The 24,330-nt window shown below is 36.6% G+C and carries 15 protein-coding genes; 3 read left to right on the forward strand and 12 right to left on the reverse strand.

Annotated elements, in window-relative coordinates; genetic code table 11:
• Positions 1-11: 11 nt before the first annotated feature.
• Positions 12-3,146 carry a SusC/RagA family TonB-linked outer membrane protein gene (locus ACN5J7_RS06595; protein WP_418603288.1) on the reverse strand — a complete coding sequence of 1,045 codons (3,135 nt, stop codon included), beginning with the start codon at positions 3,144-3,146 and terminating at the stop codon, positions 12-14.
• A 156-nt stretch (positions 3,147-3,302) separates the two neighbouring features.
• On the opposite strand from ACN5J7_RS06595, the gene ACN5J7_RS06600 reads away from it, so the two are divergent.
• On the forward strand, positions 3,303-3,914 hold the full coding sequence (locus ACN5J7_RS06600; protein WP_311940421.1) for a TetR family transcriptional regulator: 612 nt from the start codon (positions 3,303-3,305) through the stop codon (positions 3,912-3,914).
• A 6-nt stretch (positions 3,915-3,920) separates the two neighbouring features.
• On the opposite strand, the gene ACN5J7_RS06605 is transcribed toward ACN5J7_RS06600, so the two are convergent.
• Positions 3,921-4,166 (reverse strand): CBU_0592 family membrane protein, encoded by a 246-nt coding sequence (locus tag ACN5J7_RS06605; RefSeq protein WP_418603289.1) that lies wholly within the window; start codon positions 4,164-4,166, stop codon positions 3,921-3,923.
• A 195-nt stretch (positions 4,167-4,361) separates the two neighbouring features.
• Here ACN5J7_RS06605 and ACN5J7_RS06610 point away from each other — a divergent pair, with 195 nt between their 5' ends.
• Both ACN5J7_RS06610 and ACN5J7_RS06615 read left to right on the forward strand, forming a co-directional pair.
• Complete coding sequence (locus ACN5J7_RS06610) at positions 4,362-6,149, forward strand: glycoside hydrolase family 9 protein (RefSeq protein ID WP_418603290.1); 1,788 nt, start codon at positions 4,362-4,364, stop codon at positions 6,147-6,149.
• Complete coding sequence (locus ACN5J7_RS06615) at positions 6,098-6,856, forward strand: polysaccharide deacetylase family protein (RefSeq protein ID WP_418603291.1); 759 nt, start codon at positions 6,098-6,100, stop codon at positions 6,854-6,856. Before ACN5J7_RS06610 ends, ACN5J7_RS06615 begins: the two co-directional genes overlap by 52 nt.
• 72 nt (positions 6,857-6,928) lie before the next feature.
• On the opposite strand, the gene ACN5J7_RS06620 is transcribed toward ACN5J7_RS06615, so the two are convergent.
• From ACN5J7_RS06620 to ACN5J7_RS06665, 10 genes are all read right to left on the reverse strand, one after another.
• Entirely contained in the window at positions 6,929-8,125 is a 1,197-nt protein-coding gene (locus ACN5J7_RS06620; RefSeq protein ID WP_418603292.1) for a DUF5009 domain-containing protein, read from the reverse strand.
• A gap of 46 nt (positions 8,126-8,171) precedes the next feature.
• The gene (locus tag ACN5J7_RS06625) at positions 8,172-11,105 is read right to left on the reverse strand and encodes an FAD-binding and (Fe-S)-binding domain-containing protein (RefSeq protein ID WP_418603293.1); all 2,934 of its coding nucleotides are present in this window, start codon (positions 11,103-11,105) and stop codon (positions 8,172-8,174) included.
• A gap of 9 nt (positions 11,106-11,114) precedes the next feature.
• On the reverse strand, positions 11,115-12,332 hold the full coding sequence (locus tag ACN5J7_RS06630) for a DUF1343 domain-containing protein (RefSeq protein ID WP_311940413.1): 1,218 nt from the start codon (positions 12,330-12,332) through the stop codon (positions 11,115-11,117).
• Between the two features lie 47 nt (positions 12,333-12,379).
• Positions 12,380-13,849, reverse strand: a complete 1,470-nt coding sequence (locus tag ACN5J7_RS06635) for a glycosyl hydrolase family 18 protein (protein WP_418603294.1) — start codon at positions 13,847-13,849, stop codon at positions 12,380-12,382.
• Positions 13,850-13,901: 52 nt separating this feature from the next.
• Positions 13,902-15,608 carry a glycoside hydrolase family 3 protein gene (locus tag ACN5J7_RS06640; RefSeq protein ID WP_418603295.1) on the reverse strand — a complete coding sequence of 569 codons (1,707 nt, stop codon included), beginning with the start codon at positions 15,606-15,608 and terminating at the stop codon, positions 13,902-13,904.
• The gene (gene murQ, locus ACN5J7_RS06645) at positions 15,601-16,428 is read right to left on the reverse strand and encodes an N-acetylmuramic acid 6-phosphate etherase (protein ID WP_311940407.1); all 828 of its coding nucleotides are present in this window, start codon (positions 16,426-16,428) and stop codon (positions 15,601-15,603) included. The genes ACN5J7_RS06640 and murQ overlap by 8 nt, the downstream gene beginning before the upstream one ends.
• A gap of 20 nt (positions 16,429-16,448) precedes the next feature.
• Positions 16,449-17,897: a sodium:solute symporter gene (locus tag ACN5J7_RS06650; RefSeq protein ID WP_311940405.1), complete on the reverse strand. Its 1,449-nt coding sequence runs from the start codon at positions 17,895-17,897 to the stop codon at positions 16,449-16,451.
• Between the two features lie 13 nt (positions 17,898-17,910).
• Positions 17,911-19,098, reverse strand: coding sequence for an exo-beta-N-acetylmuramidase NamZ domain-containing protein (locus tag ACN5J7_RS06655; protein ID WP_418603296.1), 1,188 nt, complete (start codon positions 19,096-19,098; stop codon positions 17,911-17,913).
• A gap of 163 nt (positions 19,099-19,261) precedes the next feature.
• A complete protein-coding gene (locus tag ACN5J7_RS06660; RefSeq protein ID WP_418603297.1) occupies positions 19,262-20,749 on the reverse strand; it encodes a SusD/RagB family nutrient-binding outer membrane lipoprotein in 1,488 nt (495 codons plus the stop codon).
• A 13-nt stretch (positions 20,750-20,762) separates the two neighbouring features.
• The gene (locus tag ACN5J7_RS06665; protein WP_418603298.1) at positions 20,763-23,951 is read right to left on the reverse strand and encodes a SusC/RagA family TonB-linked outer membrane protein; all 3,189 of its coding nucleotides are present in this window, start codon (positions 23,949-23,951) and stop codon (positions 20,763-20,765) included.
• Positions 23,952-24,330 lie beyond the last annotated feature (379 nt).

Raw genomic sequence — 24,330 nt, forward strand, 5'->3', positions numbered from 1 at the left:
TTTGTTTTTTTTTAGAATGACACGTTCAAGTTAAATCCTATGTTTCTTGTTGAAGGTGTTTGAAGATTATCAAAACCTGAATCTGGATCAACATTTGGTAAATCGGACCATAAGGCCAAATTTCTTCCCACAAATGAAATAGATGCTTTGTCAATATTTAGTGCACTTGTATACTTTTCCGGAATGTTATAAGTAAGCATTACCTCTCTTAACTTTAAGAACGATTGACTGTAATAATGATCAAAAACGGCATTGCTCGTGTTTTTGTTCCAAGAGATGTAATTTATTTTGGTCGTGTTTGGTGCGTACACACGTGTATCAGTGGTTATGTTTCCAAAAATATCGTATTCCACATCACCGCCAACAACCACAACACCTGGACCAATAAAAGAATCTACGCCATTGTTGGCCGCTTCCCTGTGCTCGTTTACGGTTCCTGGGTGCGTGCCACTCCACCACATTTTTTGATTTGTTGTAGAGTAAATAATACCTCCAAGTCTGCCATCAAAAGCAACATTTAAGCTAAAATATTTATAGGTAAAAGTGTTTTGGAAACCATACACCCAATTAGCATCCGAATAGCCTCTTCTTCTTGAAAAAGTATCGTTTAACGGAAATCCATTGGAACCGTATATTAACTGTCCGCCCGGTGTTTTTAAGTACGGTGTAGAATATATTTGATCGGTTCTAGAACCAACTTTTATGTTTCCAATACGATCGGAACCATCGTAAACACTTTCTAATGTTCTGTGGCTACTACTCCAGTTGGTGGCAATATCCCATCTAAAATCATCAGATTTTATCGGGGTTCCCGCTACTATAAATTCAACACCTTTTCTGGCGTATTCGTTTCCGTTAATTAATCGAGAACCAAATCCAGAGGTTATTGAAATGGGCACGGTAACAATGTTATTGGTTTCTTTGATGCTGTAATAAGTGGCATCAAGCTTTAATCTGCTCTTAAAAAACCTGATATCCAAACCTACTTCATAAGTATCAGAAGTTTCAGGGTTAATATTATCATTTAATAAGGTGCTCGGGTAGTTTAATGAAGAGTTGTTGTTCCAACTTATCCCATTGTTGTACGCCGTTAAGTGTGAATAGGTTGACCCTGTTCTACCGTCTGACACATTGGCCCAAGAACCTCTAAGTTTTACAAATGAAATTGGGTCTCCAAAATCAACTAAATCTGAAAGTACGGTAGAAAAAGAAACCGATGGATAAAAGAAATTATTGTTTTTTACCGGTAAGGTGGATACCCAATCTTGTCTGCCGGTAATACCTAAGTAAAACGCTTGTAAAAACTCAACATCCAAAGTGGTGTAAATACTATTCACCAACTCTTTACCATACCAATTTGAGCCCTTTAATGGGTTTATTGAATTTGCTGTATTGTAATAATCGGGAATAGTTAAACCATCGGTACGTAAGGATAGGTTTCTATTATCCCAATACCGCGTTGAAGCACCTACACTTGCATTTAATTTTAGGTCTTCATTTATTTCTTTTGTGTACGATGCGATAAGATCGGCGTTTAAAGAAAAAGAGGTCGAGCTATTTAAAAAATAGTCACCTTTAGATAAGGAACCGTAACCTATAATACTTTGCGGTTCTTTCCAATCTCTATTGGTTGTAGACGAGTTGAATCCTGTTCTAAAATTAACTGTAAAATCCTCAGTTGGGTCGTAATTAATATTTAAGTTCCCATAAGTATTGTCTTTATAGTAACCTTGTAAGGCTTCGTAGGCAATAAAATAGGGGTTATTATACCAAGAGGTATTAAAGTGTTTTTGTTGCACGCCTTCTTGACCTTCGGCCCAATAATCTCTTAAATCCCGTACATCTACATCAACGCCAGTCCATAATACCAAGTTGTACAATTGGTTGTGTGGACCATATCCCGTTTGTGGGAAGTTTTTAGTGTATTGTTTATTATACGTTAATGAGGCATCAACCTTTAGTTTTTCCGTAAGGTTATAACCACCAGAAACCCCAAATGAAGAATTGTTAAGTCCCGTATTTGGCGCAACCCCTTTTTGATAGATATGAGATGTTGTTACCCTAAAGTTACCTTTATCGTTTCCGCCACTTACAGAGATATTGTTTGTGTAAATCAGTCCGGTATCGAAGAAATTTTTAACATTGTCCTTTCCTCTTGAAATGAATGGTATTGGAATACGGTTACCCGTATTGGGGTCGATAGGGCTGTTATACTGAACAACTTCGTTAAAACCACTTGGGGTTGACGGATCTAACTGATCTAATTTTGGACCCCAAATCCAACCACCACCTTCGGTACCGCCGCCGCCGCCATTTACGTAAGCATACGACCCGTTATCACCGTTGCCATAGGTTGTTTGAACGTTTGGAATACGTATATAACTAGGCTGAAACATAGCACTTGTGTTGTAGTCTACTCTTGTAACGCCATTTTCTCCTCGTTTTGTGGTAATCATTAAAGCGCCACTTCTACCAATCGATCCATAAAGTGCAGATGCCGTGGCACCTTTTAGCACACTTATTTCGGCAATATCATCGGCATTTAATTTCCAATAATCGTTGTCGGTACTAGGAATTCCATCAATAACAATTAAGGGTGTACCACCTCTTAACGAAATGCTTGGGTCGGCAAATAAATCGGTACTGTTTCTAATGGTTAAACCAGCAACCTTACCTGTTAACGAGTTAATTACATTAGGCTCTCGCGCTTTTACCATAGATTCGCCTTTTACCTCCTGCACAGCGTAACCCAATGATTTTGTCTCTTTTTTAATACCAAGGGCCGTTACTACAACCTCATCTAATTGAGCGGCATCCTCAATTAACTCAATGGTAAAAAAATTGGTGTCGCCAACTGTAATTTCCTGGGTAATAAACCCAATATAGGAAATAACCAAAACAGATTGTTTAGAGGGAACAGTGCGCGAAAAGTTTCCGTCAAAATCGGTTGCATCTCCAATTGTTGTTCCTTTAACAACAATATTTACACCTGGAATGGGTTGCTTCGAATTCGAGTCTGTAACTTTTCCATTAATAACTATGTCCTGCCCCCAACAGATCATAGTAAAAGCGAAAAAAAACAGCAACGATAGCAGTTTTTGGTTTTTTTTCTTCCGAAAGGAAAAACTAAGTAAAGTTTGTTTCATAATAATTTGAATTGTTTAGTTCGTAATGATTAACAACGTTTGTTGCATTTTTCGTAAAGAATCTCAACAAACGTTTCGCTAATATAAAAAATAAATTAAATAAACGTTCAATCAATTTATTTTTTTTGAAAAAAAAATTATGTTTATATTCGTAGCATGGGTAGAAAAAGCTTAAAGAAAACCAGGCAAAAAGAGATTGTTTCGGCGTTTTACAATGTAGCCAAAAGAGAAGGTTTAGAAAATGCCTCGATTGCCAAAGTGGCAAAAGAAATGGGAGTAAATCCTAGTTTGATAATCCACTATTTCACTTCAAAAGAAGAGCTTATTTTTGGATTAATTAATTTTATTTTAGAAAGCTACAGGTTTATTTATCTTGCTGAAGAAGAACAGCTAAATAGCAGAGACCGACTTATTAAAGTAGTGGACAACTTATTTTCCAGGGAGTGGAATGCGCTTTTTGATGATGGTGTGTTTTACAGTTGTTTCAGCTTAATTTTTAGAAGTCAAAGAATTAAAACCGAATTTAAAGAACTGCACAATCATTTAAGGCAATTATTATCCGAAGTTATAGAGGCGGCAAAAATAGATGGCCATTTACAAATTGAAAATTCAAAACAAACGTCAGACCTTATTTTTATAATGGTTGAAGGGGTGTATTATTACCTATCCTTATTTGATGATGAAGAAGTTTACAACGAAAAATTGCTGCAGTACAAAAAAGCGGCTTTCGAAATTTTAAACATGGACATGACCGTGGAAATCACCTAAAAGAAACTATTTACTTTTAGCTCGGATAATACTTATAATGGCAATTACCCCAATACACATCCATACAAAATTTAATATAAAATTAGGGTCGTCGTCTATCTTGTACGAATTAATCATGAGGCATATCGCCCCTAGAACATTCATTAATTGGTAGGGTGTTTTGTCTGCCTTAATCTTATTAAAACTTAATAATAGATAAGCGAAAATAAATAACAAGGCCCCAAACCAACCAATAATCTCAAATATATTCAACTTAAAAATTTAGTGTTAACAAAAACAAATGTAATTAAATCTGCTTCATTTTTTACATTTGGCCCGATTTTCATCTTAAGTAGCGACATTCTTTTTATTGATGCGCCACACTTTCAAAAAACAAAGCATAAAACCTTTAATTAGTGTATAAATTTAATTAGTTTTAACCAACTGTTACGAAACACACTACATTTTATGAGACATTTAGCTCTTCTTTTTGTTATAGCTTTTTTGAGTTTGGGATGTTCTAAAGAAGAACATCAATCCTGGATTAGAATCAACCAAATGGGATATCAACCCAATACCATTAAAGTGGCTGTTATCGGATCAAAAGATAATATAACGGTTAAGGAATTTACCCTGCACAACTCAAAGACCGATGCCATTGTGGCGTCTTTTAACAGCGTTGAAGCTAAAGGTCGGTTTGGACCATTTAAAACATCTTACCGCTTGGATTTTTCAGATTTCAACGAAGCTGGCAGTTATTACATCATGGCCAAAAACACCAAATCGCCTGTTTTTAGAATTGACGATAATGTGTATGATGGCACTGCCGATTTTCTCTTAAAATACATGAGACAGCAACGTTGTGGGTTTAATCCGTACCTTAAAGACTCTTGTCACGTAGATGATGGTTTTATTATTTACCACCCCGAAAAACCAGACGGCTCTTATATTGATGTTGCTGGTGGCTGGCATGATGCCACGGATTATCTCCAATATACCGCAACTTCTGCCAATGCTATTTATCAATTATTATACGCTTACAGAGAAAACCCAGAAGCTTTTGGAGATACTCACCAAGCAAACGGATTGAAAGGTTCCAATGGTATTCCCGATGTTATTGACGAAGCTAAATTTGGCATGGATTGGCTTATTAAAATGAATCCGTCGTCAACAGAATTTTACAATCAAATTGCCGATGACAGGGATCATGCCGGATACAGATTACCAAACAAAGATAGTGTTGTTTATCATCCAGAATTTAAAGGCAGACCGGTTTATTTTGTTAGTGGAGAAATTCAGGGCTTGTTTAAAAATAAAAACCGAACAACCGGTGTATCATCGACTGCCGGGAAATTTGCGTCTTCCTTTGGAATTGGTGCAGAGGTATTAGCGCCTTTTTTTCCTGAGTATACCGAAAAATTAACCCAAAAAGCCAAAGACGCTTATGCCTTTGGAAATACGAAACCAGGTACCATGCAAACAGCTCCAGCCACATCGCCGTATTTTTACGAGGAAGATAATTGGTACGACGACATGGAATTGGCCGCTGCCACACTTTACAAACTCACAAACGACAAAACCTATTACAGTGAAGCTTTAAATTATGCGTCTTCTGAAAAAGTAACGCCTTGGATGGGACAAGACACAGCAAAGCACTATCAATATTATCCGTTCTACAACGCGGGGCATAACGAGTTGGCTCTTATTGCTAATACAGATGATAAAAAAACCGTAACAGACTATTATAAATTTGGTTTAGAAGCTGTTGCGCAACGTGGTAAAGACAATCCATTCCTTATCGGCGTGCCATTTATTTGGTGCTCCAATAATTTGGTTACAGCTACTTTAACTCAAGCCAAAGCTTACAGAGAATTAACAGGAGATGACACCTATTTGGAAATGGAAGCTGCCTTAAGGGATTGGCTGTTTGGATGCAACCCGTGGGGAACCAGCATGATAGTTGGACTGCCAGAAGGTTACGGCGACTCCCCTATTTATCCGCATTCCTCACTAAATCATTTACACGGTTACCAAACCGATGGCGGATTGGTCGATGGTCCTGTTTATGGGTCTATTTACAATAATCTTAAAGGGTTACAGCTACTTAACGCCGACCCTTATGCCGATTTTCAATCGGATTTTGTGGTCTATCATGACGATGTTGGCGATTATTCTACAAACGAACCCACCATGGACGGTACCGCTTGTTTGGTGTTTTATTTAGCTTCTTTGGAAGCCGATGTAAAAAAAAAGTAAAAAAAGAAAACCGTGAATTAGATTTAACGGGTGCTATTGTACGGGGAAACCTCAAAGAGAAGAACATTCATTTGATGTTTTCCGGTCACAAATACGCCGACGGTGGCACTCATATTTTACAAGTTTTGAAGCAGGAAAACATTAAAGCTTCATTCTTTTTTACAGGTGATTTTTATCGAAATAAAGAATTTCACGCACTTATTTCAGATTTAAAAAAAGATGGCCATTATTTGGGAGCGCATTCCAACAAACATTTGTTGTATAATGATTGGACAGCAGACAAAAAACTGTTGGTAACCGAAAGCGAGTTTAACGAAGATTTAAAATTGAATTATGCTGAAATGAAAAAATTCGGCATAAACAAAACCGATGCCAACTACTATTTGCCACCTTACGAATGGAACGATAGCACCATTACCTCGTGGACCAAGAAGAACATCCTGTCGCTTATTAACTTTACAAAAGGAACGCTTTCGCAAGCCGATTACACTACGCCCAAAGACAAAAACTATAAAAGTACCGAAACTATTTACAAGTCTATTTTAGATTATGAATCTGAGGAATCACTCCACGGTTTTTTACTTTTAAGCCACATTGGTACACACCCCGATCGTACGGATAAATTTTATTTGGAATTGGAAAACCTCATTAAAACATTAAAGCTTAAGGGATATCAATTTGTATCTTTAAACACGATGCTCGATTAATAATAATTATAAATTGACCTTATTCCTTCGGAATGTAACTTAAAATCAATCGACTTTTATAAAGCATTAAATTTACACTTTCAGTTTAATTTTTATTCTCTCTAAACCTCCTGTTATTATTATAACAACCAGGGCAAAAAGCAATGATTTTATAATACCTGCCCAACCATGTGTTACAAATTCAGGCCATCTAAAATTCAATAAAGACAATAATGGATATATTAAAAATGGCAATAAATAACAAGTAAGGGTGCTGGTTCCCGCCGGTTTTATAATGTTGGCCCATGTTGATTGTCCCCATTTATCTACCACAATATAAAATAAGCCGAACAACAGAAATGCTATGCCGCCACAAATAATTGTCCATGAAGGCGTAGCCATTATTTTTGAAATTATAAATGATGGTCTAATAAAAAACCCAAAGGCAATAAGAACTACTCCAATAACCAATAGAATCCACAAAAATCTATTTTCATTTTTTTGCTCTTTATAACGCAACAGCAAAACAGTGCATAACGCGCCTAGCATCACCAATAAATGATTGGAAGCACTAACCACAATTTTAAAAGATGGCAAGTCTGTGAAATACCCAAACTCTTGGATATTGAACAAAAACAACAGCAAGCATCCTAAAATGATATATTTTATTTTAGAGCCCAAAAACATAAAAAAGAATGCATTTAAAAGGTATGCCCAACCAATCAATCCTAAAATCCCCCACCAATAAGGCTTTATCCCTATGGGATTATCGGCTGTTCCGCCTTTAAACACAAAAACCAAATACAATAAAACACCTATGCCTAAACATTTTAACGCGATTACCCCTGCTTTGGTTAAGTACGCAATAGGTTTGTAATATAGCCAGACTAGCATAATTCCCACCGTCATTAGTATTTGCCAAACACTTTTTCCAAAAGGCATCAAATCGGGATTAATCCGACCAATATTTACCATTAACACGCCCATAACCAATAAAGCAATGGTCCTGGAAACAATATGCATTGCTGTGGAAACCTCATTATATCCCTTTTTTCTTCTGGTGTTTATGGCCAGAGGAATTGAAAGGCCCACAATAAATAAAAACAAAGGAAATACAACATCCGACAGCCCCATCCCATCTTCTTGTGCCGCCGTGTGCTTTAACCAATTTGGCACTTCTTTTAAAGACGGAATATCGTTTACAAAAATCATCAAGAACATGGTTACTGCCCTAAAAACATCAATAGATTGCGTTCTTTTGGTTTCAACATATGTTATAGTTGTACCCATATTATGGTTTAAATGATTAAAGTTATTTCTTTTTAAAAGCGAACACTCAATTTTGTTGCAAAAGTGCTGCCCTTAACACACTTATGGCATGTTTAGCGTTTTTATCTGTGCCGTCTTTAATTTGATGGCGGCAACTCGTACCCGAAGCGACAATAATCGTTTGGTCGCCCATGTTTCTTATTTTTGGAAACAGGGTGTCCTCGCCCACCTGCATACTTAATGCATAATGTTCTTTTTCATAACCAAAGGAACCTGCCATTCCGCAGCAACCCGAATTAATGATTGTAACGGTATAGTTTTTAGGAATGCTAAGCATTTTAAAGGCTGATTCCATACTGCTTAAAGCTTTTTGATGGCAATGCCCATGAATTTTAACCACCTTTTTTTCTGCTGTGAACTGGTTGGAATTTATTCGTCCATCGTTTAATTCACCTGTTATAAACTCTTCAACGGTAAAGGTGTGTTTGGCAATATTTTTTGCAGCTTCTTTATCGTCTGCAAGTCTTACGTATTCATCCCTAAAGGTTAAAATTGCAGAAGGTTCCAAACCTACTAACGGAACATCCTCAAAAATACGATTCTTAAAAAACCCAACGTTAAAATCGGCCAGTTTTTTTGCTTTCCCCAACATGCCTTTGGATATAAAACCACGACCGCTTTCTTTATGATTAGTGATATTTACTTTGTAACCCAATGTTGTTAAAAGTTCGATGGCGTCAATACCAACGGGCACATCGTAATAATTCACAAATTCATCTATAAAAAGATAAACCTCACCGTTTTTGCAGGGCGCGGTATCAAGCCTTTTTTTGTTCTTTTTGTACCAATTGAAAAATGTAATCGCTTCCAATTTTGGAATGCTTCGTTGTGATGCAATCCCCAAAAAGTTTTTGGTGATTTTGGTATTCAACAAAAAATTGGTTAACCGTGGCGTTATGCTGCCTAACTTATTAAGGTTCGTGCTATTTCCAAAGAGTTTACTTCTTAAAGGCAGACCGTTTTCTTTGTGATATTGATATAAAAACTCTGCCTTTAAAGTTGCTATATCTACATTACTGGGGCACTCGCTGGCACATGCTTTACAGCTTAAACACAAATCGAAAACCTCATACAATTCTATGTGATTGAATTTGTTTTTTTTATCGGAATGCGTTAAAAATTCCCGTAATGCATTTGCCCTAGCTCGGGTGGTGTCTTTTTCGTTTTTTGTTGCTCTGTAACTGGGGCACATGGTACCACCGGCATCAGGAAGCTTTCTGCAATCGCCAGAACCATTACATTTTTCGGCAGCTCTTAAAATGCCTAAACTATCGGAAAAATCCTGAATGGTTTTTATATCCGGCTCCACCCGATCTACCTCATACCTCAGGTTTTCGTCCATTGAAAAGGCATCGATAATCTTTCCTTTGTTGAAAACATTATTGGGGTCGAAGGTTTGTTTGATTCGTTTTAAAAGGGCATAGTTTTTTCCGCCTATCATTTTAGGTATAAACTCTGCTCGCACAATGCCATCTCCATGTTCGCCACTAAAAGAGCCTCCATATTTTTTAACCAATTCTGCGGTTTTGGACGTTATTTCCCTGAACAGCACAACATCTTGTTGTTTTTTCAAATTAAGAATGGGCCTTAAGTGCAATTCACCAGCACCAGCATGTGCATAGTACACGGCATTTTGCCCGAAATCTTCCATCATTTTTGAAAACTCAGCAATATAATTTGGCAAATCCTTTAAATCGACTGCGGTATCTTCAATACAGGCAACGGCTTTATTGTCGCCTATAATATTTCCGAGCAAACCCAATCCGGCTTTTCTAAGTTCTAAAGCTTGATTTATTTGATTCCCTATTAATTTTGGAAAAGCATAGCCCAATTTATTTTTTTGCAAATCAGAAATTAAAGCATCTGCCAAGGCATTGGAATCCGCATCGTTATCGGTACAGATTTCCAACATAAGAATTGCTTTCGGATCATCTTCAACGAAAAACCTGTTTTTGATTTGTTCCCTATTATTCTTGGTACAATCCAAAATGGTTTTATCCATTAATTCGCAGGTGTATAAATTGTGCTTCATGGCAATTACCACGGCTTTCATACTGGCTTCAATGGAATGAAAATGCGCTGCTACCATTATGTTTTTGGATGGTGGCACGTCGTCTAATTTTAAGGTGATTTCCGTCGTAAAAGCCAAAGTACCCTCGCTACCTGCCATTAATTTTGACAGGTTGATTTGAGACTCATCGCCTCCAAATATTTTTGATTTTAACAACTCATCGACGGCGTAACCATTATTTCTTCTATGGATGGAAGGCTTAGGAAATTCGTTTTTTATCTCTAATTGGTTATCGGTATTGGAAAGCTCGTGGTGTAAAGTTTTATAAATGCTGCTCTCTAAACTTTTCCCTTTCGTTTTTAAAAGGAATTCTTCTGTGTTTAAATCCTCAAAAACCACCTCGGAACCATCACTTAAAATGGTTTTTAACCGCAGAACTTTATCTCGTGTAACGCCATATTTAATGGAGGTTGTCCCCGAAGAATTGTTTCCTACCATACCGCCAATCATGCACCGATTGCTTGTGGAGGTATTGGGGCCAAAAAAAAGTCCGTAGGGTTTTAGGAAATTATTAAGCTCATCCCGTATCACTCCTGGCTGTACGGTTATGGTTTTATTTTGCTCATCAAAACTTACAATTTTAGTGAAGTGTTTTGATAGGTCTACCACCAAACCATCGCCCACACATTGACCCGCCAACGAGGTACCTGCAGCCCTTGGAATAAGCGTGATTTTATTATTTACTGCAAACTCAATCAGCGCTTTTAAATCCTGATTGCTTTTTGGATATGCAACGCCTAAAGGCAACTTTCTGTAAACAGAGGCATCGGTGGCATAAATGGTTTTGTGGAGTGCATCGGTAAACAACTCGCCTTCCAAAATAGTTGATAATGCATTAAAATCCTTTGCGGTAGAGGTTTCAATATTCATCCAATCCTTTTATTTATACAACACGTATTTTTCCCTGGTTTTGCTAAATGCTTCCAATCCGGGTTTCCATGTTTCCTTAATCGCTTCTTCAGAAAGACCACTTTCTATTTGTTCCCGTAATTTTTGAGTTCCTGCCAATTTAGGAAAGAAGTTATTAAAAAACTTGGTTTTATCTGCTGTGGCTTTATAAGCTTCAATTAACCAATCGAGTTTAACCTCAGACAGTCGTTCAACATCTCTTAAATCCCTTCCGAAGCATAGTTCTCCTTGGTGTTTGGGTGTTTTAGCCCCAAAATTTGGCTGAGGGGTAAAACTGAAATCAAATGTCTCCTCAGGTAAAAAAGGTGCACCGAAAATTTGGAATTGCATTTCGGTTCCGCGTCCGCAACTCACCGTAGTGCCTTCAAAAAAACACACGCTCGGATATAAATTAATAGATTTCGCATTGGGCAGATTAGGCGACGGTTTTATGGGCAAATCATATTCCGAATCATGGGTATAATGTTGTAATGGCACGACAGTAAGGTCGCATTGGATTTCGTTATCCAACCATTTTTCTCCATTTATCATCTTTCCGTACTCGCCAATGGTCATCCCATAAACAATGGGAACGGGATGCATGCCCACAAAACTCGTAACGTCTTCTTCTAAAATAGGCCCATCGATATAATGGCCGTTAGGATTTGGACGATCTAACACAATTACCGGAATATTGAGTTCTGCGGAAGTTTCCATAACGTAATGAAGCGTGGATATATAAGTGTAAAACCGAACCCCAACATCCTGAACATCAAAAAGCATAACATCTATACCTTCTAAAAATTCTTTAGGTGGTTTTCTGTTTTTTCCATAAAGTGAAAAAATAGGTAAGCCCGTTTTTTCATCTACGCCATCCTCAATATATTCGCCAGCATCAGCAACACCTCTAAAACCGTGCTCTGGTGCAAATACCTTGGTAACATTTACGTTTAACGCCAAAAGCGAATCGACGATATGGGTGTGCGACTCACCGCTTTCGTCCTTAAAAATAACACTGGTTTGGTTGGCCACAACGCCTACGTTTTTACCTTGTAAAAGATGCAAATATTTGCTGGTTTGATTTGCTCCCGTAACAATTGCTTTAGTTTCCACGGGTTGGTTTACGACAGCGTCATTTATAGCTTGCTTTTTTTTAGTTGTCGAATTACAAGCTGTTAAGGCTAAAAAGAGTAATACAATATATTTCATAACATGTGTGTGTTTTTAAATTATGGTTTTAAGGTGTGCCTTAAATTTTAATTTGATTTTACAATTTTTAAAGTTGCTTGCTTTCCGTTTTCATCTTCAATCTTTAAAAAATACATTCCGTTTTCTAAATGACTCATATTTATGGTTTTAGAATCTTTGGATACTTTTAAAACAGATGCACCTAAAATACTAAACATTTCCATTTTGACACCTATTATAGATTTATTATTTGAGATGTGAACAAAATCTGAGGTTGGATTTGGATAAATTTTGATTTCCCCACTATAAACATCACTTAATGAAGCTGTTGCACCAAATTTTGTGTTTATCAAATCCCAAAGTTCTGGTCGGCCGCCATCATAATTTAATGCCCACATACCTACGCCTCCTAAATTATTAGTAATAGCTAAATCGAACTTTTTTGAAATGCTTAATTCATTATCTGCCCAAACCTGATTCCAATCGGTTCCGTCGTTCCACCTGTACCAAGGCGATTGAAAATCCGAATTCCAAATAAACCCACCGTAGTTATCAGCCTCAGTAACAGTATTTCTATATCTGGTTGAACCTACATAGTCGGTTACCGTGGACTCGGGAGCATTTGTTGCCGTTTTCCAATGTTGGCCGTAGTACGGCACTGCCAAAATTAACTTTTCTGGATTATTAGCGGTTGGCACCGCATAAGTACCCGTTTCTATGGTTCTTGTAACAAAGCGTTTCCAAGACGTGTGATGTGTTAATGGTGCCACCGGACCGGAATTTGAGCTAAAAGATCCCGTATAATCGTATGCCATAACAATCAAATAATCTACACTGTTTACCAAATCATCAATAATCCATCCTCCCCAATTTACAGCAGGCCCATCAAAAGACACTTCTTTGCCCGGTAATTCAGCATGTATATACGCCGTTAATTCTGCCATAAAAGTATTCAATTCTGCACCTCTGTGAGCTGAGGTCATACCTTCAAAATCTATATTAACCCCATCTAAGTTATAGGTTTGAATTATACTTTTAACATTGGCAAAGAAAATATCTCTTTTAGCGGTATTAGTAAATAATTCCCAGGCAACGGCATCAGCTCCGTCTGCCCCACCAAAGTTAACAACGGTCATAATTACTTTGGTGCCCGCCGCATGGGCAGCATTTATTTCGGTAGTCCAAGGCCAACCAACAGGTTTGCTTATAGACCCATCTAATTGCACCAAAAAATCAAAACACGCAATATGGGTTAATAAATCGTATTGAATGTTGCTGTGCGCGCCAGCACTCTGTTCCCAATAAGGCAAAAACCCAAATACCTTTTTGTTTAAGGTGGTTGCTTTTGATTGATTTAAACCAATAATAGGCTCTGTTTTATTTTTTGCATCAGATTTGTTAACATCTGTGGTTATTTTTCCAAATTCCTCTTTTTGTAATTGGTGCGCGCCTTTTGTAATTAACTCTTGTGCTGAAACCGTTTGAAATATTGCAAAAATTAATACAAATAATAATTTGTGTGGTAAGTTTTTTTTCATTTTTTCTACGTTTTAGGATTATTAATATGTTTGTAGTTAAACAAAAATTTGTTTAATCGTTTTGTATCATTGACATACTATAATGTGTAGGAAAAGTTTTTGATATTGAGGCTGGTAATTCTCCTTTGGCTTCGGTATCCCCAAAAATAATTTGTGCAGAAATATTGTTTGCCCATTCTGAATTTTCATAGGAAACAATAACACCTTCAACATTTTCAAGAGACAGGTTTTGTAAACTGTACTGGCTTGCAAATACAGTTAAAATTACTTTATGGTTTTTTGACAGGTTTTCAATTAACATTCTATTTTTATTCGATATAGCTTTGGTTATCCTACTATTTAAACGGTGGTAACCAACAATTATCTTGTCGTATTTTTTAAGTTCGTTTGATAGATTTTTTTGTGATAAATTGGAAACATCAGTAACATTGGTTTTTAATTTTATGGCATTTAAAAACGTTTCGTCTCCTCCATCTCCTAATTTTAAGAATGCTATTTTTTCATTTGATTTTTTTTGTAATGGCAAAACAGCATCGTCATTTTTTATTAGCGTAATCGCATTATTGATAGCCTCTTCATACAAAGCATCATTGATTCCTTTATTCAAATCATTTAAAAGATTATTTACCGCAATAGGTTTAAATTGATTTAAGTCTGCATTAAATTTAGCGGTAAGAATCTTTTTTACAGAATGGGATAAGCGCTCCTCGGTTATTTCGTTGGTATTGTATGCCTCCATAATTTTAGAAATGGCTTTGGGAGCATCTTCAGTAAAAAGCAATACATCGTTACCTGCTTTAAACGCCGCTAAATCTATATCTCCCGGTTCTTTATAATTTGCGGCTCCCTTCATATTTAAGGCATCTGTAAAAATGAGTCCTTTAAATGCTAATCTTTCTTTTAAAACATTTGTAACTATTTGATGCGACAGAGAAGAAGGCAATCCGTTTTCTTGCTCTAAACCAGGCACATTTAAATGGGCAACCATAACGCCCGCAATGCCTTTGTTGAACAATTGCTTGTACGGGTAAAGTTCAACCGAATCAATCCGTTCTTTTGTAAAGGAAACGGTAGGCAATGTTTTGTGCGAGTCTGTATCAGTATCGCCATGCCCAGGAAAATGTTTCGCACATGCCAATACGCCTTCGCTTTGTAAACCCTCGGTAAACGCAATGGCTTTTTTTGTTACGTTGATTTTATCCTCTCCAAAAGAACGGACACCAATTATAGGATTTTTTGGGTTTGTATTGATATCGACTACGGGAGCAAAGTTTATGTGAATCCCTAACCTTTTACAGTCCTTTCCTATTTGTTTTCCAATACGCTCAATAACATGATTTTGTTTTATAGCTCCAAGCGTCATGTTATATGGGTATTTTGAGGTGCTATCCAGCCTCATGTTTAAACCCCATTCGCCATCGACACCTATAAACAAAGGCACTTTAGAGATGGCTTGGTACTTGTTGGTTTGGTTTGCTTGATTTACGGGGTTTCCTTGAAAAAATATTAGACCTCCAATATGGTAATCCTGAATAAGATTTTTGATAAAACCCGTATGGATACTATCTCGATTTGAATAGGCAGCGACCATAAATAATTGCCCTACTTTTTCCTTAAGAGACATGTTATTATACAAGCTATCTACCCATTGCGTGCTCAAATCGATACTTGTTGGGTTGCTATTAGGTTGTTTTTTATTGGAATTACACGAGATAAAACCAAAAACAGAAATTACGGATATAACTAGAAACTTATTCATTTTTGTTATTTAAATTAAATGTGTCAATGGCTTCCCTAATGCTTTGGTGTTTAGATAATAGCTGGTTTGCTTTTTCTTCGTCAACTTTAAGTTCGTTCATAATCATGTCAACCCCTCTTTTAACAAGTTTTTTGTTTGACAGTTGCATGTTTACCATTTTGTTGCCTCTTACCCTTCCCAGTTTAATCATAACCGTTGTCGAGATCATGTTTAAAACCAGTTTTTGTGCCGTTCCCGCTTTCATTCTGGTGCTTCCCGTAACAAACTCGGGGCCAACAACCAATTCGATTGGATGATCTACTTCTAAAGACAGCGGAGAGTTTTTATTGCAGGTAATACAGCCCGTGATGATGCCATGTTTTTTTGCTGCTGTAACCCCGCCAATAACATAGGGCGTTGTGCCCGATGCGGCGATTCCTATAAGCACATCGTTTTTTGTAATGTTGTATTCTTGTAAATCTTTCCATGCCATTTCGGTATCGTCTTCGGCGTTTTCCACCGCTTTTCTAAGTGCCATATCGCCTCCTGCAATAAGTCCGATTACCAAATTATCTGGTACGCCATACGTTGGTGGACATTCAGAGGCATCGAGAACACCCAATCGACCACTTGTTCCCGCGCCTATATAAAATAATCTGCCGCCAGACTTCATTTTACTGTAAATATCCTCTACCAATTTCTCAATTGAAGGAAGCACTTTTTCAACTGTATAAGCCACTGTTTTGTCTTCTTTATTCATGTTTGAGAGCAAATCAACGGTACTCATTTTTTCCAGATCGTTATAACCGGAAGCCTGTTCTGTGGTAAGCTTATTTTTCATATTGATTATTTTAAGTTTCACTACTTCCTTTTCATAATCATTAAACCTACAACGGTTAATAGTGCATTTACAAAAACGTTCATAAATCCAAAATCAAAATTATACCAGCGAATAAAGACATCGTTTAAAAAGTAGGTTATCAACGGCATTACAATGCATATAAAAGGCACCGCAGCATCTTTAATTTTTATTTTGGTGAAAATCCCGAACATATAAAGCCCCAATAATGGCCCATACGTGTAACCGGCGACCTTAAAAATGGTTGAAATAACATCGCCTTTACTTTCTGAAAACAGCATTATAATGGTAAAAATTATTGCTGAAAAACCGAATAGCACTCTATTTTTAAGCTGCTTTTTTTGTTTGGAACTTTTATGCTGAATATCTAAAAAATCGTGGGTAAACGATGTTGTTAAAGCGGTTAACGCAGAATCTGCACTTGAAAATGACGCTGCGGTAATTCCTAAAATAAAACTGATACTGGCTATGATTCCAAAATGATTTAAAGAAAGCATCGGGAATAAAGCATCGGTATTAATGAATTTTCCGTTTTCAATTTCCAGTTGAATACCGAACTTTTCAGCATACAAATATAGCATCACACCCAAGCCCAAAAACAAAAATTGGGTAACCGCTAAAATGAGACTAAATGTTAAAATGTTACGCTGGGCTTCTTTTTTGTTTTTGCAGGTTAATGTTTTTTGCATCATATTTTGATCTAAACCAACCATGGCAATGGCAATTAAAACCCCAGAAATAAACTGTTTAAAAAAGTTGTTTCCTGAATTGAAATCCCAATCGAAAACCTTAAAATACTCGTGTTTTGTAACTGTTGAAATGGTTTCTGAAAAACTCAAGTTTAAAGCATCTTTAGTCACATAAATAGTTACAATGGCTGCCATTAGCAAAAAAAATGTTTGAAGCGTATCTGTCCAAACAATGGTTTTAATACCCGATCTGTGCGTGTACACCCATATTAAAACCAGTATTAAAAGTACGGTTATATAAAATGGGATATTAAAGGCATCAAATACCGCGTATTGTAAAATTTTTGCGGCAAGCAACAATCTTAAAGCAGCTCCAAAAGATTGTGATATCAAGAAAAACAATGAGCCTGTTTTATAGGTTCTTATCCCGAATCGCGTTTCTAAATAGGTGTATATTGAAACCAATTTTAAATCGTAATAAATAGGAATTAAGATGTAGGTTATAAACACATATCCCACAACGTTACCAAAAACAAACTGTAAGTAATAAAAGTAATTGGTGCCCACCATACCGGGAATTGACACGAATGTAACACCCGATAATACGGCACCAATCATACCAAAAGCAACGACCTGCCACGGCGATTCCCTATCGCCCGTATAAAAAGATTCGTCACTGGATTTTTTGGAAACGAAATGCGATATTAACATTAACACTCCAAAATAGGATGCAATAATTATTAGAATTAATGTGGCGTTCATTTATATTGTTTTATTAATAAATTTTTATGTCGTTGAGTTGTAATCTGTAATCTTTTAAATGTTCAAAATCATCCAACATATCCATAGAATCGTTATTTTCTACCCAATGCCGTAATTTATCCGTTCCGTTAATAATATCTATGGGCATTTGCGTGTAGTTATATTCAAAAGACGGGTTTTTCCATTCAAAATCATTGCCTAAATAATGGTATAATTCGCGTATTATAAATTGACCAACACGCCAAGGCCTAAAAGTTGTTCTATCTAAAACATGAACCTGAAAACCACCACAAACTTCATTCGCTTTTTTATCAAAAGTGGGTGTAAATGTTATAGGCCGAAGTTCAACCCCTTTTAGTTTAGACTGTTTTACCCTGTTTGATAAATGATTGCTATAAAATGAAAATGAATTGATTTTTGGATGCCCCATTATTTCCAAAGATTGGGTGGTACCGCGTCCCTCGCTTAAGTTGGTACCTTCAAACAAAACGGTTGACGGAAAGGTGAATGTAGTTTCAATTCTCGGGATATTAGGAGAAGGCAACAACCATGGCAGCTTAGTATCTTCAAAATACATATTACGCTCCCAGTATTGCATTTTTATTATTTTAAGGTTGGTTTTCTTTTTTGTCCAAAACTTTTGATGCATCAATGCCACTTCGCCAATAGTCATACCGTGGCGCACAGGTATAGGGTGCCTTCCTATAAAAGACTCGAACTTTAAATCTAAAATATTGCCTTCCGTGTCTATTCCGTTTACTGGATTGGGGCGATCTAATACAACAACTTGAATGTCTTTATCACTGCATTTTTCCAGTAGAAGCGTAAGTGTGTAAATGTATGTGTACATGCGGCACCCAACATCTTGAAAATCAACAAATAAATAATCGATACCCTTTAGCATATCGTCTGTGGGTATAAGTGTTTCAGAATACAACGAATACACAGGTATATTGAAATAAGGATGTATGTAATGATCGGTTTCAATCATATTATCTTGAGCATCGGTATTAAAACCATGCTGTGGTCCAAATAATTTTACAAACCTAGCCCCAAATAGTTCTTTAAATCTAAATGCAGCGTGCACACAGGTAGCATCAACAGAAGCGTTATGGCAAAGCAATGCCACATTCCCGTTGAAAGTTTTTTGCAAGCCTTCGTTGTTTATCAATACATCAAGACCTGTTCTAACTTTTTTCATAATAAACTCTTTGAGCTTAAATACACCAATTAAAAAAAGAGGTGAGAGTAATAAACTGATTTCCCTCACCTCAATTACTAACTCAAAACTAAACACTAACTATATTAATGAGGCTTAAAACTGTAATCACATCAAAATATTAAATCTATCTCTTTTTATTGATTTAATTTACATCCCACCACATTCTGGTTAACAAGGAGTCGCCACCTTGTTGCTCGATAGCGGCAGCAACATTTTCTGGGTTGTTTAATTTTTCAGAACCTGGATATGGTAATCTTCTTGGTATTTGGCCATCTGAAACAAGGTCTGCGACATCTGCGGGAACCAAAACAGGATACCCCGATCTTTTCCAATTTGAAAAGGTTTCTAAGCCATTTCCAAACGTGGCTACCCAATATTGCTCATTAATCATTTTTAAGGCATCCGTAGGCACAAATGGATTAGCTGCTAAATAATCGTGAATTTGAGTAGATGTAATATTAACACCATTGCCATATAAAGACAAATAACTCATTGCGGCAGTTACACCTGCGTTGTAATGCGCTTCAACATCGCCTCCAGCTAATCCCCAACGTTCTGCTGCTTCAGCTAACATAAATTCTACTTCAGCATAAGTTTGAAAGAAAAAAGGCGCATCATAAACAATAACTCCAGAGCCTCCAAAAATGTTAATGTTCGGTTTCGAATTTGCTGTGCCTCTAGTTGGGTCGTTTATATCTTGACCAAATTGTAGTGCAAAATCCGTGTTTCCATCAACCGTTGAGCATAATACCGATACTCTTGGATCGTTTCTATCCTTCATAAAATCCATAAAGGTCTTAGAGATTTTCACTTGGGTAGGTCCTCTTGACGTAAAACATTTTGTAAGCGGGTTAACATTTGGACCTCCATCATTAGCAGAGTCTTCATATTGGGTATAGGCAATATCATCATTGCTTGTCATAACACCTCCGTTAATGGCTGTGGTAGCCCAAGCTTGAGCTCCAGCTTCATCGACGTTTACCATGCGCATAGCTAAACGCAACATGAGTGAATTTGCAAATTTTCGCCATTTTGCAGTATCGCCGGCAAATAACAAGTCGGCAGATCCAAAAGAGCTATCGCCTCCAGAGCTTAATGTAGCGGCAGCACTTTCTAGCGTTGCCAACATATCGGCATAGATATCGCTTTGCTTATCGTACTTTGGAAAACGAATACCTTCTAAAAAGCCTCTACCAGCTTCGCTATAAGGGATATCTCCGTAAGCATCGGTAATTCTACTAAATATAAGAACCCGTTGCACTTTCGCTATGGCCAAATCGGTGGTTGCTGTAGGGCTTGTACTTGCTTCTAATTGAGCCTCTAGATCAACTATATTTTTAACCGTAGTTTTAAATTGCTCTTCAAAAAGCCAATGTGTATTTCCTTCTTTATATAAAAATGAAACATAAGAGGTGTTGTTTAGGTGCTGAACATTCTGCATTAAATGAATAACGTTCCAAAATAAATAAGCAACGTAGTTACTGCCTCCAGTATGTAACTGAATATAGGTTAACTTTGTTGAAGGGTCGAGCTGTGTTGGTTTTGTAGGATTTACGTTAAGCTCCTCAAAGCCTTCATCGCAAGATCCAAACGTTACAACTATTGCTAGTAAAATAAGTATTTTTTTCATTTTTCTTTTCTTTTTAAAATTTAACATTTACAGAAAAACCATAGCTTCTGGTTGATGGTATTCCGAATCTTTCAATGCCTTGGGAATTCAGGTTGTTTAAAGCTGCTTCCGGGTCAACATTGTCAATTTCCTTATGAATAAAGAAAAGGTTTCTACCAATTAATGAAACTCTTAAATCATTAATAAAAATATTTTTCAGAATATCTTTTGGCAAATTATACGACAAACTTAGCTCTCTAAATTTAATGAAGTCGGTACTGTAAACAAACTCCTCAGATATACCTGCGCTCTCTTCTCCAATTCGGCCATAATACGTTCTTAAATTTTCTGGTGCTACAGTTGCTGTAAATGGCTGACCAGTAGCATCGTCGATTCCCGAAACAACTAAGCCTGTTTCTCTACCTTCGAGCGTTTTTTTATGTAATCCTCTTAACATCAATTCTCTATTGGTGCCTGAATGCACGCTTCCACCAAATTTGGCATCAATTAAAAACCCTAATGATACGTTTTTGTATCTGAAGGTATTTGAAAAACCTAATGTATAAGGCGCAACACCTTGCCCTAATATTTTATTTTCTCCTTGAATGGGTCTTGGAATTGTACCACTAATATCGTACATAATGTTTCCGTCTTCATCTCTCTTATAAGACGATCCAAAAATTACACCGTAGTTTTCGCCAACGATATGGGAAATTATCGCTGTTCTTGATCGGGTTTGGCTGCCATCAACATTTATGGGTGTATCTTCATCATCCGTAGAAATAATTTTACTTTCGTTAAAACCTAAGTTAAACGATGTGTTCCATGAAAAATTCTCGGTTTTAATAGGCGTACCACCAATTAACAATTCAACTCCTTTATTTTCCAATTCACCAATATTTAGGATCGATGATGTAAAACCAGATGATTGCGACGCCGCGGCCCTAACAATGTCATTAGTGGTTTGGTTATGGTAATAAGCGACATCAAGATTTAAACGATTATTAAAAAATCTCGCATCTAAACCAAATTCGTATTCTGTTTTTTGAAACGGCACCAAATTAGGGTTAGGTATAGAGTTTCCATTTAATTGTCCAAATGATTGTCCTTGGAACGACCCTGTTATAGCGTAGTCTAAATTTAAGGCATAGGCATTTCTAGCACCTCCGGCCACTTGCGCATAACTTGCCCTTAACTTAGTATAAGTAAAAACATCTGGCAAATTTAAAGCCTCGTTTAACAATAAACTACTACTTACAGACCAGTAAAAGTCGTTATTTGGAGTTTGTTTACCAGGAAAAGACAGGGTTGAGAACCAATCATTTCTTCCTGTAAATGTGAGGTAAAAGAATTTATCGTAATCAAATTCAAAAGAACCGTACAACGAATTGGTTTTGGTTTTAGAATAACTATTGGTTGGTTCGGGTAAAGTTGTATTGTTTAAATCCTCTAAACCAATTACAATAAAACCTCTCCCAAGCGCGCTTAACTGGTCAAAAGTTGACGTTCTTGTATTGGCACCAATAATAGAATTAGTTGATATTTTACCAGTAATAGCCTTATCTATCCCTAGCATAACATCTGCATTAAAAGATGAATACGTAGCTTTTCTTTGCTCTAATTGACCCGCAGGACGATAAGCCGTTCCGTAAGGTGTTACATTTCTTCTTGACAAATCGTAGGTATCAATACCAGCACGACCAGATGCATACAACCAATCTGTTATATCGTAACGTAAATTGGTAGATGCGGTTAGTCTGTTTTTCCTGTCATCATTATTAAAATCATTGACGGCCCAATATGGGTTTGAAATAAATTGACTTGGCTGAAATAGAAGCTCTGTTCCTTCTGTATTAGACCCCGGTTTTAAATCGTAAATATCTAAACTACTAGGCAACACAAACGCTACTGTATTTGCATTTCCTGGCGTGTCTCCAATATTAATACGGTTGTGTACTTTTTCAATAACATATTTAGCATTAATTGTTGAAGTTAATCTGGGATTAATCTCAGCCGATGCATTTAACGATAATGATTTTCTGTTTAAAGTCGATCCTGGGAAAATATCTTTGTTTTCTAAATTAGAAAAAGAAAAACGGTAGTTGTATCCATCACCTCCTTTTGTTAATGCCAAGGTGTTTACTGCCGTTGTGCCGGTATCATAAAACTTATCTAAATTATTGCCTTTGTAACTGTACGGCCTTTTAACGCCATCCCAATTATATACCAGCGAACCATCCATTATAGCACCCCAAGATTGTAATGAACTTACAAAAGAATCATCAATAGCATTTTCAACATTTGAAATTTCTACCGGATTATTATTTACATCGTATTCATATCCTGGTTTCAGCCTATTGTTTCCTTGCCCATATATGGTTTGCATATCTTGAAGACTTGTATTTATCCTATCAAACGTATACGAACTAGAGTACTCTATACCTAGGTTCTTTTGTCCTTTTCCTGATTTTGTGGTAATCATAATAACACCATTTGAGGCCAACGAACCGTAAAGTGCTGAAGCTGAACTACCTTTCAATACGGAAACAGATTCGATATCATCAGGATTAAGTGATGATATATCGTCGCCACCATCACCAGTTCCATCATTCGTAGGGCCTACAACCGAACCATTTGTGTTGTTTATAACCGGTATACCATCAACTACATACAATGGTTGATTGTTGCCTGTTAAGGAACTTGCACCACGGATAATTACCCTACTTGAACCGGAAGCACCAGTGCTACTAGTTGAAATATTAACCCCTGCAACGCGACCCTGCAATGAGTTTACAGCACTTGTGGTTTTTACTTGCGATAATTCATCGCCATCAACCTTACTCAGGGCGTAACCCAAGGCCTTTGCCTCTCTTTTAATCCCTAAAGCTGTTACAACCACCTGATCAAGGCTAGTTGCATCTTCTTCCATCGCGATGTTTATTACTTGGTTTTCGCCAGTTAAAACTTGAGTAACAGTTTTAAAACCGATAAAGCTAAAAACAATCGATTTACCTGCAACATCGTTTGCTTGAATAGCGTACTTACCATCAAAATCCGTAACACTTCCTTCTGAAGTGCCATCAATAATAACATTTACGCCAACTAAAGGTATACCTGTTCCTTTTTCTGTAACAACACCAGAAATGGATGCAGATTGCGCAAAAGCACTATGCACAAAAAACACCATTAACAAGGTGAGCATTTGATAATAATAATTTTTCATATAAGTTATAGTATTTGTAGTTTCTGTAAAAATATAAAAACAAATTACAAAACAGCACTTTTTTTGCAAAAATATGCGTATTTAATACAAATAAACTGTAATTAACTACTATTTTAATGCAATAATCCTATTAAATCACACCTTATTTATCACAAAAAAAGAAAAACAGCAAAAATTTAATAAAATGATAATGCGATTAACCATAAAAAAGCAAATTTATTAGTTGAAGCGATACTTAATTATTGTATTTTTTTAAACCTCCGATATAAATTAAACGCTGCTTTAATAACAAAACTAATTCTGTGCTTATAAGAAAAACAATATTTATTAGGATAACATTTATCACGATTCATGTTAAAAAAGACTTGTAAACGCTATA

This window comes from Hwangdonia sp., assembly GCF_048381975.1.
Lineage (GTDB): Bacteria > Bacteroidota > Bacteroidia > Flavobacteriales > Flavobacteriaceae > Hwangdonia > Hwangdonia seohaensis.